14 protein-coding genes are annotated in these 13,216 nt (G+C 70.3%); 9 read left to right on the top strand and 5 right to left on the bottom strand.

Annotated features, from left to right (window positions below):
• The first annotated feature begins 41 nt into the window (after positions 1 to 41).
• The 3 genes from modC to MKL09_RS15210 all read left to right on the top strand — a co-directional run bounded on the left by modC (position 42) and on the right by MKL09_RS15210 (position 3,362).
• Positions 42 to 1,148, top strand: coding sequence for a molybdenum ABC transporter ATP-binding protein (modC, locus tag MKL09_RS15220; protein ID WP_244021385.1), 1,107 nt, complete (start codon positions 42 to 44; stop codon positions 1,146 to 1,148).
• 163 nt (positions 1,149 to 1,311) lie between these two features.
• Complete coding sequence (locus MKL09_RS15215; RefSeq protein WP_244021384.1) at positions 1,312 to 1,716, top strand: TadE family protein; 405 nt, start codon at positions 1,312 to 1,314, stop codon at positions 1,714 to 1,716.
• Entirely contained in the window at positions 1,713 to 3,362 is a 1,650-nt protein-coding gene (locus MKL09_RS15210; RefSeq protein ID WP_244021382.1) for a TadG family pilus assembly protein, read from the top strand. The genes MKL09_RS15215 and MKL09_RS15210 overlap by 4 nt, the downstream gene beginning before the upstream one ends.
• Before the next feature lie 123 nt (positions 3,363 to 3,485).
• Here MKL09_RS15210 and MKL09_RS15205 read toward each other — a convergent pair whose 3' ends face one another.
• Positions 3,486 to 4,088 (bottom strand): PAS domain-containing protein, encoded by a 603-nt coding sequence (locus tag MKL09_RS15205; protein WP_244021374.1) that lies wholly within the window; start codon positions 4,086 to 4,088, stop codon positions 3,486 to 3,488.
• 532 nt (positions 4,089 to 4,620) lie between these two features.
• Here MKL09_RS15205 and MKL09_RS15200 point away from each other — a divergent pair.
• The 4 genes from MKL09_RS15200 to MKL09_RS15185 all read left to right on the top strand — a co-directional run bounded on the left by MKL09_RS15200 (position 4,621) and on the right by MKL09_RS15185 (position 7,439).
• Positions 4,621 to 5,520 carry an alpha/beta hydrolase gene (locus tag MKL09_RS15200; RefSeq protein ID WP_244021372.1) on the top strand — a complete coding sequence of 300 codons (900 nt, stop codon included), beginning with the start codon at positions 4,621 to 4,623 and terminating at the stop codon, positions 5,518 to 5,520.
• Positions 5,521 to 5,530: 10 nt separating this feature from the next.
• Positions 5,531 to 6,310, top strand: a complete 780-nt coding sequence (locus MKL09_RS32210; protein WP_244021371.1) for an AraC family transcriptional regulator — start codon at positions 5,531 to 5,533, stop codon at positions 6,308 to 6,310.
• 101 nt (positions 6,311 to 6,411) lie between these two features.
• Entirely contained in the window at positions 6,412 to 6,879 is a 468-nt protein-coding gene (locus MKL09_RS15190; RefSeq protein WP_244021368.1) for a DUF1348 family protein, read from the top strand.
• 5 nt (positions 6,880 to 6,884) lie between these two features.
• Entirely contained in the window at positions 6,885 to 7,439 is a 555-nt protein-coding gene (locus MKL09_RS15185) for a TetR/AcrR family transcriptional regulator (protein ID WP_244021366.1), read from the top strand.
• A gap of 9 nt (positions 7,440 to 7,448) precedes the next feature.
• On the opposite strand, the gene MKL09_RS15180 is transcribed toward MKL09_RS15185, so the two are convergent.
• Positions 7,449 to 8,609, bottom strand: a complete 1,161-nt coding sequence (locus MKL09_RS15180; RefSeq protein ID WP_244021364.1) for a M20 aminoacylase family protein — start codon at positions 8,607 to 8,609, stop codon at positions 7,449 to 7,451.
• Positions 8,606 to 9,883, bottom strand: a complete 1,278-nt coding sequence (locus MKL09_RS15175) for a GNAT family N-acetyltransferase (RefSeq protein ID WP_244021356.1) — start codon at positions 9,881 to 9,883, stop codon at positions 8,606 to 8,608. The genes MKL09_RS15180 and MKL09_RS15175 overlap by 4 nt, the downstream gene beginning before the upstream one ends.
• 130 nt (positions 9,884 to 10,013) lie before the next feature.
• Between MKL09_RS15175 and MKL09_RS15170 the strand changes: the two genes are divergently transcribed.
• On the top strand, positions 10,014 to 10,400 hold the full coding sequence (locus MKL09_RS15170) for a hypothetical protein (RefSeq protein ID WP_244021354.1): 387 nt from the start codon (positions 10,014 to 10,016) through the stop codon (positions 10,398 to 10,400).
• Between the two features lie 51 nt (positions 10,401 to 10,451).
• On the opposite strand, the gene MKL09_RS15165 is transcribed toward MKL09_RS15170, so the two are convergent.
• Complete coding sequence (locus MKL09_RS15165) at positions 10,452 to 11,201, bottom strand: glycerophosphodiester phosphodiesterase family protein (RefSeq protein WP_244021353.1); 750 nt, start codon at positions 11,199 to 11,201, stop codon at positions 10,452 to 10,454.
• Positions 11,202 to 11,203: 2 nt separating this feature from the next.
• Positions 11,204 to 11,677: a RidA family protein gene (locus tag MKL09_RS15160; protein WP_244021351.1), complete on the bottom strand. Its 474-nt coding sequence runs from the start codon at positions 11,675 to 11,677 to the stop codon at positions 11,204 to 11,206.
• Between the two features lie 270 nt (positions 11,678 to 11,947).
• Here MKL09_RS15160 and MKL09_RS15155 point away from each other — a divergent pair, with 270 nt between their 5' ends.
• A complete protein-coding gene (locus MKL09_RS15155) occupies positions 11,948 to 13,138 on the top strand; it encodes an aspartate aminotransferase family protein (protein ID WP_244021349.1) in 1,191 nt (396 codons plus the stop codon).
• Positions 13,139 to 13,216: the final 78 nt, after the last annotated feature.

The raw sequence follows: 13,216 nt of genomic DNA, 5'->3' as shown, positions 1-13,216 counted from the left end.
AACGCGCATCGCCGCCGCCCGTGCCACCGGGGGCGGACCGCGTGAGCATCCAAGTCGATGTATACCTCGGGCGCGGTGCCTTCGCCCTGGAGGCGGCGTTCGAGGCCGGGCCGGGCCTGACCGCCCTGTTCGGCCGCTCGGGCTCCGGCAAGACGACGCTGATCGACCTGATCGCCGGGCTGGCCCGGCCGGATCGGGGCCGGATCGTCATCGACGGCGCGACGCTGGTCGATGTCGCGCGCGGCGTCTTCCTTCCGCCTCATCGACGCCGAGTCGGGGTGGTGTTCCAGGATGCGCGGCTGTTCCCGCATCTCAGCGTGCGGACCAACCTCGGCTACGGCCGCGTCTTCGGGCGACAGCCCGCCGACCCGGCCGGCTTCGCCGCGGTGACCGAGATGCTCGGCATCGGCCACCTCCTCGACCGGCGGCCCATCGGCCTGTCGGGGGGCGAGCGCCAGCGGGTCGCGATCGGCCGGGCGCTGCTCGCCAAGCCCCGCCTGCTGCTCATGGACGAACCGCTGGCGGCCCTCGACGAGGCCCGCAAGGCCGAGATCCTTCCCTATATCGAGCGCCTGCGCGACGAGGCCGGTGTGCCGATCGTCTATGTCAGCCATGCCGTCGCCGAGGTGGCGCGGCTTGCCACCACGGTGATCGTGCTGGAGGCGGGGCGCGTGGCCGCGTCCGGTCCCGCCGAGGCGATCCTGCGCCGGGCCGACCTCGTGCCGGTCCACGAGGCCGAGGCTGGGGCGCTGCTCGACATGGTGGTCGCAGGCGCCGATCCGGAGACCGGGCTGACCCGGCTGACCGGTCATGCGGGGCAGCTTCTGGTCCCGGGCCTGGCGGCGCGCCCGATCGGGACGCGGCTGCGCGTGCGGATCCCCGCCCGCGACGTTCTGGTGGCGACCGAGCGCCCCCGGGGCTTGAGCGCGCGCAACATCCTGCCCGGCTACGTCACGACGCTGACCCGGAGCGGCGCCGAGGTGGCGGTGGAGATCGACTGCAACGGCGCGCTGCTGGCGGCACGCGTCACGGCGGCCGCAGTCCGGGAACTGGAGCTGGCGCCGGGCCGTCCGGTTCACGCCGTGATCAAGAGCGCCGCCTTCGATCCATCGGGGATCGGCACCGCGCGACCGGCCGTGGAGATCTGAATTTTCCGTATTCGCCCCGAAACACGGGAATTCGGGCCACGAATACAACCTTTGATTAGAGGATCGATGCGACCATGGGTTGTGTCGCTGCCGCAGCAGCGCGCTCCCGGAGGGCGTTTCGATGGGCTGGCTCCAAGGATTTCGGCGAAACGGACGCTCGGGATTGGCCTGCCGGCGCGGCAGCTCGGCGGTCGAATTCGCCCTCGTCGCGCCGGTGCTGCTGATGCTGTTTGCCGGCATCACGGCGTTCGGCATCTGCCTGGGCGCCGCTCATAACCTGCGCCAGATCGCGGCCGAAGCGGCACGCGCCTCCATCGCGGGGGTCACCGACACCGAGCGCGCGACCCTGGCTCAGACTACGGTCAACCGCAGCCTGAGTTCGGGCGCGATGTTCCGCCCCGGGAGCATCGCGGTCCAGGTCGGGCCCGATCCGAACGACGCCACGGTCTACGTGGTCACCGTGACCCTGGACGCCGCCTCGTTGGGGATCAACGTCTTCTCGAAGCTGATCCCGATGCTGCCGAACGTCCTGCGCAGCACGATCAGCGTGCGGAAGGGCGGCCTGTGAGCCGGTGGCGGGCGGTCGCCCGGGCACGGGGCTTCGGCCGGGCCCGGGGCGGCAACGTCGTGATCCTGGTGGCGCTCGGCAGTTCGTTGCTGATGGGCGCCGGCGCCGTCGGGATCGACCTCGGTCAGGTGTTCCAGGCCCGGCGCAAGGCGCAGGGCGCGGCCGACATCGCCGCGATGCTCGCCGCCGTCGACCCGACCCAGGCGGACACGGTGGCGCGCCGCTCGCTCGGCGACAACGGCTACGGCACGGCGCAGGCCACGGTGGCGACCGGCGGCTACGATGCCAGCGCACCCAACGTCGCCCCCGGCAGCCGCTTCAGCCCCGGGTTGAACCCGGCGAACGCCGTGCGGGTCGGCCTGTCGACCAATGTCCCGGTGACCTTCGGCCGGGCGATCGGCTTGCCCGGCACCGTGCCGATCCGGGTCAGCGGCACGGCTGCAAGTGCCCAGTTCGCGGCGTTCACGATCGGCTCGGGCACGGCGGCCTTGAGCGGCGGCATCGCCAACGCCGTCCTCGGCGGCTTGCTCGGGGCCAAGCTGTCCTTGAGCGTGAGCGATTACACCGCGCTGGCCAGCGCCAAGGTCGACGGTCTGCGCGTCCTCGACGCGCTGGCGGCGAGCCTCAATCTCCAGGCCGCGAACTACACCGACATCGTCCAGGCCAATGCCAGCGTCGGCCAGTTGCTGATGGCGATGCGGGTCGCTGCGCAGGACAATTCCGCCGCGGTCTCGGCGCTGTCCGGTATCCTCAATGCGCTGCCGAATGCCGGCAATCTCGTACCGGTCGGGCAGGTCGACGCGCTGGGCGATGCGGCGGCTCTGGCTCCCGGTCGCGGCCTGGCCGGCCCGTCGCTGGACCTGATGGACCTCGTGGCCGCCACGGCGTCGCTGGCCAATGGCCAGAACCAGGTCGCGATCGATCTGGGCGCCACCGTGCCGGGGCTGCTCTCGACCCGGCTGACCCTGGCGATCGGCGAGCGCCGCCGCAGTTCCGGCTGGGTCCGGCCCGGCAGCCAGAATGCGACGGTGAAGACCGCCCAGACCCGGCTGCTGATCGAGGCCACGGTCTCGGCCCCCCTCGGGCTCGGGACGGTGTACCTGCCGATCTACGCCGAGATCGCCTCCGCCCAGGCGACCCTGCGCACGCTCACCTGTTCGGGTACCGGGGGCGGCCGCCAAGCCGGCATCGAGGTCCAGACCGGGCTCGCGACCCTGGCCGTCGCGGCGGTGAACCGCGCCGCGATCAACGGCGGCACCACCAGCCCGGACCTGTCGCAGCCCGCGGTGCTGATCGGGCTGCCGCTGGTGAACATCTCCGGCCGGACGGTGACGACGATCGGCACCAACACGCAGACCCTGACCTTCACGGATGCCGACATCGTCAACCACACCGTGAAGACGGTGTCGTCGAACAACGTCGCCCAGTCGCTGACCGGCAGCCTGCTCGGCAACCTGACCCTCAGTCTGAACGGCCTGCCCCTCACCGGGCTGCTCCAGACTTCGCTCGCGACGACGCTCAGCCTCGCCGCCGCGCCCCTCGATCTGGTGCTCAATGCCGTCCTGCAGAGCCTCGGCCTGCGCATCGGCTACGCCGATGTCGAGATGGACGGCACCCTCTGCAGCCAGGCCGTGCTGGTGCAGTAGGCCTTCGCTCGACCCGGCGGTGGAGTTGGATGCCGTCGGACTCACGCGCGAGCCGAGCCGCGCGCATCCAAAAGACGCCCGACGCTCGTCGCTCGCCGGGGTTGGGAGACGCCTTCCGGCCGATCAGTGACCGCGCCGGGCTCCGGTCCCGGCAGGCGCCTTGGCAATGCTCTGCCCGAGGCGCAGCAGCAGCATGTCGATCAGTAGTTGCAGCTCCGAATCCGCCACCCCTTCGAGGGCGTCACGGCATTCGAGCGCCCGGTCGATCGCCACCGAGAGCGCATCCAGCGGTTCGACGGGTGGCAGAATGCTCGGCGCGTCATCGAGCCGATTGTCGGTGACGTCGATGATGAGGCCGTGCCCGATCCGGCGGGTCGATGCGCGCGCCGGCACCCGGCCCCGGTCGAGGATCCACCGGACCTGACCGGATGGCGAGAGCGTGCGGTATTGGGCCACGAACAGGCCGCCGCGCTCGCACACCGCCTGGAAATGCCGCACCAGAGCCGGCCGGTCCTCGGGATGGATGCAGGATCTGGCGATCTCCAGGGGGATCGGGCGGCCGGCGAGACCCGGATCGCCCGCCAGCACCTCGGCGGCGCCGGCATCCAGGGTGCACTGATCGGTGCGGGGCGACCACGACCACGCACCGATGACGCCGGACGCGTCGAGGGCCGCCGACAGATCGACCGGCAGGCCGCGCGTGCGCTTGATCGCGTCGACAACCATGGACGATCTCCGAAACCGGCGTGCCCCTCGCACGCATCTTTCGCAGCCATACAACCCATGATGGAATTAAGAGCTGGTTAACTCAACATCGCGATCGGGTTCCCATGCAGGTCATTCTACTGACAGCACGAGACAATTCCGATCGAACCCCCTGCGGCCATCAGCGTTCCGCCAAAGCCGAGACCATGCTTGGGTTGTATTATCCGGCAGGACCTTCACCCGATCTGCGTGAGCAACGTGAACGCGCCGAACAGCAGCACCGCGCCGACAGCGGCCGCCAGCAGGATCAGGGCAGCCCGCGATTCCCGAATGTCCGGCGTCATAACTCCCCCCGATCGTCCTGCGCGCGCCCGGCTCGGGTTGTGCGCGTCCTTGGACATCAGCGTCGCACCGATCGGCTTGGCTGTCGACGGCGGGGAGGAGGATCGAGCGCTTCGAAACTTTGGCCGATCCGGTACGGCTTTTAACCGATTTTGCCGCGCCGACCTATGGATTGTCCGGCACGATGCCCCGGCGTCTGAGGGAGCGGCCGATGCGAAGCGATATCGAGTTCAGTTCGGAGGGACGGACCTTACGAGGCTGGCTTTACCGACCGGATGCCCAGGATAGCGCCTCGGCGGCCGTGGTGATGGCGCATGGCTTCTCGGCGGTCAAAGAGCAATATCTCGACCGCTACGCCGAGGTCTTCCAGGCGGCCGGCCTCGGCGTTCTCGTCTACGACCACGCCCATTTCGGCGCGAGCGAGGGGCTGCCCCGGCAGGAGGTCGATCCGGTGCTGCAGAAGCGCGGCTACCGCGACGCGATCAGCTTCGCGCAGACGATCCCGTGGATCGATCCCGCGCGCGTCGGGATCTGGGGTACGAGCTATAGCGGCGGGCACGTGATCGAGGTGGCGGCGATCGACCGGCGGGTCCGCTGCGTGGTCGCGCAGGTGCCGTTTATCAGCGGCTCGCTCTCGGCGCGGCGCCGGACCCGGTCCGATCTCGTGCCGGCCCAACTCCGCCGCTTCGAGGCCGACCGCGCCGCGCGCTTCCGCGGCGATGAGCCGGCCACGCTGCCGGCGGTGTCGGACGATCCGCTCCAGCCCTGCGCGATGCCGGGACAGGACGGCTACGCCTTCTTCACGGGCACGCGCGCCTCCGCGCCGAACTGGCACAATGCGGTGACGCTGCGCAGCGCCGAACTGTCCCGCGAGAACGAGCCGGCGGTGCATATCGCCCGGATCAGCCCGACGCCGCTGCTGATGATTGTCGCCGAGGACGACGTGCTGACCGCCACCGACCTGTGCCTGGAGGCCTATCAGCGCGCCCTGCCGCCCAAGGAACTCGTGATGGTGCCGGGCGGCCATTTCGATCCCTATCTCCGGCACTTCGACCGCACCAGCACGGCCGCGCGCGACTTTTTCGTCGCCCATCTCGGCGCGACCACCTGACCAGTCGGCCGTGTTCGGTCCCCCATCGTTCCGCGGCCCGAAGGTGGTCTGCGTCGGCCGCGACTACCCGGATGGCGGGATCGTCGGCCCGCATTGTCACGCGCGGGCGCAGCTCATCTACGCCACGGCCGGCGTGATGGAGATCCGCGCGGCGGGGAGCCTGTGGCTGGTGCCGCCGCAGCGGGCGCTCTGGGTCGGAGCCGGCATCGATCACGCGATGCGTGCCCGTGGCGCGGTCTCACTCCGGACCCTCTACATCGCCGACCGCGCCGTGCCGGCGGCCCTGCCGGACGTGCCGACCAGCCTCGCGGTGACCCCACTCGTGCGCGCGTTGATCCTCCGGGCGGTTGAACGCGCCGAAGAGGCTGACGCGGACGGACGGCAAGGCCGCCTGCTCGATGTCCTGCTCGATGAAATCGCCGTCCTTCCGCGGTGCCCATTAGGCCTCTCCATGCCGACCGATCCTCGGCTCCGGCGCGCCTGCGAGGCCGTCCTGGCCGGTCCCGGCGAACGGCGGGGCATGGCGGCGCTCGCCCAGATCGCCGGAGCCTCGCCGCGGACGCTGGCGCGGCTGGCCGAGCGGGATCTCGGGGTTCCGTTCTCGGTCTGGCGGCAACAGGCGCGTATCCTGGCCGCGCTTCCGATCCTCGTCGGCGGCGGATCTGTTGCCGAGGCGGCCTTCTCGCTTGGCTACGACAGCCCGAGCGCCTTCGCGTCCATGTTTCGCCGCATGATCGGCGCGGCGCCGGCGACCTATCGGCCGCGCAATGCCGATCCAGCAGAGCCATGACCATCGCGGCTTCGTCAGCCGCGCGGGCCATTCCGGTTGACTCGGCATGTGCCGGCCGTCATCTCTGTACCGATCGGTACAAAGCTAGGAGGACACGCGTCATGTCGGACCGCCCGCCCGTTCCGCCCTTCACCGAGGAGACCGCCGCTCAGAAGGCGCGCATGGCCGAGGATGCCTGGAACGGGCGCGATCCCGAGCGCGTCTCGCTCGCCTACACGGCCGACAGCGTCTGGCGGAACCGCAGCGAGTTCCTGGTGGGGCGCGAGGCCATCGTGGCGTTCCTCCGGCGCAAGTGGGCGCAGGAGCTCGAGTATCGGCTGATCAAGGAACTCTGGACCTGCGGCGGCAATCGAATCGCCGTGCGCTTCGCCTATGAGTGGCACGATGCGGCGGGGCAATGGTTCCGCGCGTACGGCAACGAGAACTGGGAATTCGACGCGCATGGTCTGATGCGCCGGCGGATCGCCAGCATCAACGATCTGTCGATCACGGAGTCGGAGCGGAAATTCCACTGGCCGCTCGGCCGGCGCCCCGACGATCATCCGGGCCTGAGCGATCTCGGCCTCTAGACGCGGTGACGACGCGGATCGAGACGCTGCCGGCGCTCGCGGAGGTGTTTCGCGAGCACGGCTACGCGGGCGCCAGCCTGGCGCTGATCAGCGCGGCGACGGGCCTGGGCAAGGGCAGCCTGTATCACCTGTTCCCGGGCGGCAAGGCCGAGATGGCGGCCTGCGTGCTCGCCGAGATCGATGCCTGGTTCGAGACCAACCTGTACCGCCCGCTGCGTGAACAGGATCCGCCCGAACAGGCGGTCTCGGACATGTTCGATGCGGTCGAGGGCTACTTCCGGTCCGGGCGGCGGGTCTGCCTGGTCGGCGTCCTAGCTCTGGGCACGAGCCGCGACCTGTTCGCCGAAGCGGTCCGGGGCTACTTCGCCCGCTGGGTCGCCGCCTTGGCCGACGCCCTGCGGCGGGCGGGGCACGGTGAGGCGGCGAGCGCCGCGCTGGCGGAAGAGGTCGTCGCGCAGATCCAGGGGGCGATCGTCCTGTCACGGGCGCTCGACGAGCCCGCGCTCTTCACCCGCGCCCTGGCGACGCTGCGGTCGCGGGTGGCGACCGCAGCGGGTTGAGGCGCCGTATCAGGCGGCGGTGCGGCTCTCGACCATCCGGGCCAGGAAGGCGCTGCCGATCGGGATGATCGAATCGTCGAAGTTGTAGCTGGCGTTGTGCAGGCCCGGGCCGGGGTTGGAGCCGAGCCAGACATAGGCGGCCGGGACCGCCTGGGCCATGTCGGCGAAATCCTCGCTGCCCATCTTCGGGCCGGCGTTCGGCTCGACATTCTCGGGTCCGAGCAGCTCGGTCGCCACCGCGGTGGCGGCGGCGGCCTGCGCGGGGGCGTTTTCCAGAACCGAGAACATGTCCTGGATCTCGACCGTGACCTCGGCCCCGTAGGCGGCCGCGAACCCGGCGGCGATCTCGCGCATCCGCGTGCCGGCCAGCGCCCGGATCTCCTTGTCGAAGGTGCGGATCGTCCCGGCCAGATGCGCCGTCTCCGGGATGACGTTGTAGGCGGTGCCCGCCTCGATCCGGGTGATCGACAGCACGATCGACTTCAGCGGGTCGGCGTTGCGCGAGACGATCGACTGGAGCGCCTGGGCGAGGCCGGTGGCGATGATGATCGGATCGTTGCCGCCGTGCGGCTGAGCGGCGTGCGCGCCCCGGCCGCGGATGCGGATATCGAAGAAATCGGCCGCCGCCATGATCGGCCCGGGGCGCAGCTTGATCCGCCCGTGCCCGCCGCCCGGCTGGTTGTGCAAGCCGTAGATCTCGTCGCAGGGAAATTTTTCGAACAGCCCGTCCTTGAGCATCGCCCGGGCGCCGCCGCGGCCCTCCTCGGCGGGCTGGAACACGAACACCGCCGTGCCATCGAAGTCCCGGGTCTCGGCGAGGTAGCGGGCGGCGCCGATCAGCATCGTGGTGTGGCCGTCATGGCCGCAGGCGTGCATCTTGCCGGCATAGGTCGAGCGGTAGGGGAGGTTGGTCTCCTCCTCGATCGGCAGGGCGTCCATGTCGGCGCGCAGGCCGATCCGCTTGCCGTTGTCGGTTCGGCCCTTGAGCAGCCCGACGACCCCCGTGCCGCCGACGCCCCGATGCACCTCGCAGCCGAACGTCTCCAGCAAGTCGGCGACGATGCCCGAGGTGCGCACCTCCTCGAAACCCAGTTCCGGATGAGCGTGCAGGTCGCGGCGCAGGGCCGTCAGCTCGTCGGCAAAGGTCTTGATGTGGTCGATCGGGCTCATGTGCTCGGGCTCTCGGGGTCGGGTCGTGCGGGGTCTGCCGCAGCGTCGCAGGCTCCGGGCGCGCGGACCTCGTCCGTCCGCCGGAACGGCGTGAGCGTGTCGAGGACGTCCACCGCTTCGGCGACGTGGGCACGCTCCCGCTGCAAGTAATCGGCCACCGCCCGGCGGAAGGCCGGGTCGGCGATGTCGTGAGCCGAGTGCATCAGCACCGGCTTGTAGCCGCGCGCGAGCTTGTGCTCGCCCTGCGCCCCGGCCTCGACCCGTGTCAGGCCGCGGCTAATCGCGAAATCGATCGCCTGATAGTAGCAGATCTCGAAATGCAGGAACGGGTGGTCCTCGATGCAGCCCCAGTTGCGCCCGTAGAGCGCCGTGTCGCCGATCAGGTTGATCGCGCCTGCGATGTAGGCGCCGTCCCGGCGAGCCATGATCAGCAGCACCCGGTCGGCCATGCGCTCCGACAGGAGCGAGAAGAACCGGCGGTTGAGGTAGGGCCGCCCCCATTTGCGCGCACCCGTGTCCATGTAGAAGGCGTAGAACGCGTCCCAATGGGCCTCGGTGATGTCGGCGCCGGTTAGGTGCTCGACGGTGATGCCGGGCGCCAGCGCGTCGCGCCGCTCCTTGCGGATGTTTTTTCGTTTGCGCGACGCGAGCGCTTCGAGAAAGTCCTCAAAGCTCGCGTAGCCGGCATTCTCCCAGTGGAACTGCTGGTCGGTGCGCTGCAGGAAGCCCGCGGCCCCGGCCCGATCCCATTCCGCCTCCTGCATGAAGGTGACGTGGACCGAGGAGGCCTTGGTCTCGCCCCGCAGGGCCCGCAGACCGGCGACCAGGCCAGCGGTGGCCTCGTCCGGATCGGCGCCGGGGGCGATCAGGAAGCGCGGGCCGGTGACGGGCGTGAACGGCACGCTTACCTGGAGCTTGGGATAATAGGAGCCGCCGACCCGCTCATAGGCATCGGCCCAGCCGTGATCGAACACGTACTCGCCCTGGCTGTGCGATTTCAGATAGCAGGGCGCCACGCCGAGCAGCGTGCCGTCGCGCTCGACCATGACGTGGAGCGGCAGCCAGCCGGTCTTGCGCGAGACGCAGCCGGACTCTTCCAGCGCCGACAGGAAGGCGTGCGAGACGAACGGATTGTGGGTCTCGTCGCCCGCCGCCAGGGTCTCGGGGGAGAACGCGCAGGCGTCCCAGGCCGCCGCGCCGATCTCCTTCAAGCCGGTGATCGCCCGCACGGTGAGCGTGGGGGTCTCCGGCGCCGGCCCGGGTTCTTGCTTCATGGGCCCAATCTAGCCGGGGCGGGCAGGGGGGCAAGCGGGCGGATGCGCGCGGCTGACCGGCGGCCTTGTCAGATGGGCGGGGGCGTTACACCATCGAGCTTGCCGGATGGTGTGAAGGACAGGTCGAGACGTGGTTCGTCAGGATGCAGATCCCGGGATCCGGAGGGCTGCGGAGCGGCGGCCGCCAGACGATTTCGCCGACGACATCCCGTGCGAGACGAGCAACCTCGACACTCAGGACACCAACGTCCCCGGCACGATCTCCATGTCCGCGGCACTCGGCTCGCATGGCCCGCGGGTGAAATGGTATCCCGACCGCGCCGGGCGGACGCTGCGTTGCCTGATCGTGTCGATCGAAGCCGATCCCAAGATACGAGAGGAATTCGTTCAGAGCCCGGCCTCGCGCGCTGCAGCGCCGAAGCTGAGCGCCTTTCGCTCGACCAACCTAAACCGTCATTGCGAGCGCAGCGAAGCAACTCAGTGCGGCGCGCGATCCCTCCGTGTCGCGTATCCCTAGGTTGCTTCGCTGCGCTCGCAATGACGGTGGGAAGCGCTCTTGGTCGAGTGCTCACGGCACGAACCCCTCGAACACCATCTGGTCCGCATGCGCGCTCGCGTGGGTGCGCTGGTCCTCGCTCCGCACCGTCCAGGCCATCACCGGGATGCGGCTGAGAAGCCGACACAGGTAGGTCGGCGCACAGGGCAGGTCGTCGACTCGCCAGGACAGGAAGTCCGGCCGCGAATCCGAAAAATGCAGCAGGTTGGACAGGGCCCGGCGCGTCGCCCAGGCCATGCCGACATAGGCCGGGTCGTCCTGGGTGGTCTCGGCGACGATCCCGCGCGGGATCGCGGGCGGGCACAGGTCGCGGAGCGCCGCGACCACCTGCGGATCGAAGGATTTCAGCGCGACCGGACCGGCATAGGCGGCGGCGATCTCGGCCGCCCGGGTCGCCAGCCGCGGATCGCCGTCGTAGCGGGATTTGACCTCGACCACGACCGGCACCGCCCCGGCCACGGCGGCCAGGAAATCCGCAAGCGTCGGGATCATCTCCGATGTCCCGGCGACGGCGAGCGCTCCGAGCTCAGCGGCGGACTTGGTCCCGATCGCCTCGCTCGCCCCGGTCAGCCGCCCGAGGGCGGCGTCGTGGAACACCATCGCTTCGCCGTCGGCACTCAGTTGCACATCGCATTCGATGGCGAATCCCCCCGCCACTGCGGCGCGGGCGGCGGCCAGGGTGTTCTCCGGCCGGCCCGCCGCCCGGTCGTGCAGCCCGCGATGGGCGATCGGCCGCGCGGTGAGCCAGTCGGGCGCGGCCACGCTCAGCGGACCTCGAAGATCGCCTCGACCTCGACCGCGGCGTCGAGGGGCAGCTCGGCGACGCCGACCGTCGAGCGGGCATGGCGCCCGCTATCGCCCAAAAGCTCGACCATCAGGTCCGAGGCGCCGTTCATCACCCCGGCGACCGCGGAAAAACCCGGCGCGGCGTTGATGAAGCCGCCCAGCCGCACGCATTGCTCGAGCGCGCGGTCAAGATCGCCCACCGCGGCCTCGAGCTGGGCCAGGACGTTGAGGGCGCAAAGCCGGGCGGCGGCCTTGCCAGCCTCGGGCGAGACGCTGCCGCCGACCTTGCCCTTGTGCTCGGGGGCAATGGTGCCGTCCGCGCCGAAGCAGACCTGGCCGGAGATCACCACGAGGTTGCCGGCGCGCACGAACGGCACATAGTTCGCCACCGGCGCCGCGGCCTTCGGCAGGGCGAGACCCAGCTTCTCGAGGCGTTCCTTGATCGTGCTCATCGGATTCTCCGCGCTGACTCGACTCTGCGGGAGCAGGAGCATGACCGCCCCCCGCCGCGCAAGGGGACGAGCCCAGCAATGCGGCCCTGAAATCCGGCTCGCGCAAGCATCGTGCAGAGCAGCCGCGCGCCCGGAAATGACCCCGCAACGTTGACAGGAGCCGGTCGTTTCATAGTAATCGCGCGCGTGCCGCCCATGACGAGGCGGCACTTTCATTTGGAGCCGGCACAACGCTTGCTCCGAGCCTTCTGAGATACGGAGACGGGATCCGTGACGTCAGCCCTTCTGCCGACCTACGTCCGCGCGCCGCTCGCTTTCGAGCGCGGCGAGGGCGCCTGGCTCGTGACGGAGGCCGGGGAGCGATACCTCGATTTCGGCGCCGGCATCGCGGTCAACGGCCTCGGCCACGCCCATCCGCACCTGGTCGGCGCGCTCACCGAGCAGGCCGGCCGGATCTGGCACACGTCGAACCTGTTCGAGATCCCGGGCGGCGAGCGCTTCGGGCAGCGCCTCGTGGACGCGACCTTCGCGGACGTGGTGTTCTTCTGCAACTCGGGGGCCGAGGCCAACGAGGCGGCGATCAAGATCGCCCGGAAGTACCACGCGGCCGGCGGCAACCCGGAGCGCTACCGGATCGTCACCTTCGCGGGCGCCTTCCACGGGCGGACCCTGGCGACGCTGGCGGCCGGCGGCCAGCAGAAATACATCGAGGGCTTCGGCCCCAAGGTCGACGGCTTCGATCAGGTCCCGGCCGGCGACTACGCGGCGCTAGAGGCCGTGATCGGTCCGGAGACCGCCGCCCTGATGATCGAGCCGATCCAGGGCGAGGGCGGCGTCCGCGTCATCCCGCACGCGGATCTGCGCCGGCTGCGCGAGATCTGCGACGCGCACGGCCTGCTGCTGATCATGGACGAGGTCCAGACCGGCGTCGGCCGCACCGGCAAGCTGTTCGCCCATGAATGGTCCGGCATCACCCCGGACATCATGAGCGTCGCCAAGGGCATCGGCGGCGGCTTCCCGATGGGCGCCTGCCTCGCCACCCGCGAGGCCGCGCGTGGCATGACCGCCGGCAGCCACGGCACCACCTTCGGCGGCAACCCGCTCGCCATGGCGGTGGGCAACGCCGTGCTCGACGTGGTGCTGGCGGACGGCTTCCTCGACCGCGTCGCCCATGCTGGCCTGTTGCTCAAGCAGAAGCTCGCCGCCTTGCGCGACCGCCACCCGCACGTGTTCCAGGAGATCCGCGGCGAGGGGCTGATGCTCGGCCTCAAGCTCGGCGTGCCGAACACCGATTTCGCCGCCGCCGCCCGGGCCGCCCACCTCTTGGTGATCCCGGCCGGCGACAACATCGTCCGCCTGCTGCCGCCGCTGATCGTCGGCGACGGCGAGATCGACGAGGCGGTCCGGCGGCTGGACGAGGCCGCCGCCTCCTTCGAAGCCCTGCGCGGGGCCGCCGAATAGCAGGCCGAACCCGCTCTACAAGAATCACCGCCCTGCGGCGCGTTCCGGCGCAGGGCGGTGCGAAGCATTTTCGGGTGC

Origin of the sequence: Methylobacterium sp. J-048 (assembly GCF_022829515.1) — a bacterium.
In the GTDB taxonomy this organism is placed as follows: Bacteria; Pseudomonadota; Alphaproteobacteria; order Rhizobiales; family Beijerinckiaceae; genus Methylobacterium.
Note: the sequence above shows the minus strand (reverse complement) of the source record. Positions and strands in the feature narration are given on the sequence as shown.

Excerpts from the sequence above, each read along its gene's own strand:
- MKL09_RS15205 (WP_244021374.1), bottom strand. The coding sequence starts at position 4,088 with ATGGTTGTCGACGCGATCAAGCGCACGCGCGGCCTGCCGGTCGATCTG.
- MKL09_RS15200 (WP_244021372.1), top strand. The coding sequence starts at position 4,621 with ATGCGAAGCGATATCGAGTTCAGTTCGGAGGGACGGACCTTACGAGGC.
- MKL09_RS15190 (WP_244021368.1), top strand. The coding sequence starts at position 6,412 with ATGTCGGACCGCCCGCCCGTTCCGCCCTTCACCGAGGAGACCGCCGCT.
- MKL09_RS15180 (WP_244021364.1), bottom strand. The coding sequence starts at position 8,609 with ATGAGCCCGATCGACCACATCAAGACCTTTGCCGACGAGCTGACGGCC.
- MKL09_RS15175 (WP_244021356.1), bottom strand. The coding sequence starts at position 9,883 with ATGAAGCAAGAACCCGGGCCGGCGCCGGAGACCCCCACGCTCACCGTG.
- MKL09_RS15160 (WP_244021351.1), bottom strand. The coding sequence starts at position 11,677 with ATGAGCACGATCAAGGAACGCCTCGAGAAGCTGGGTCTCGCCCTGCCG.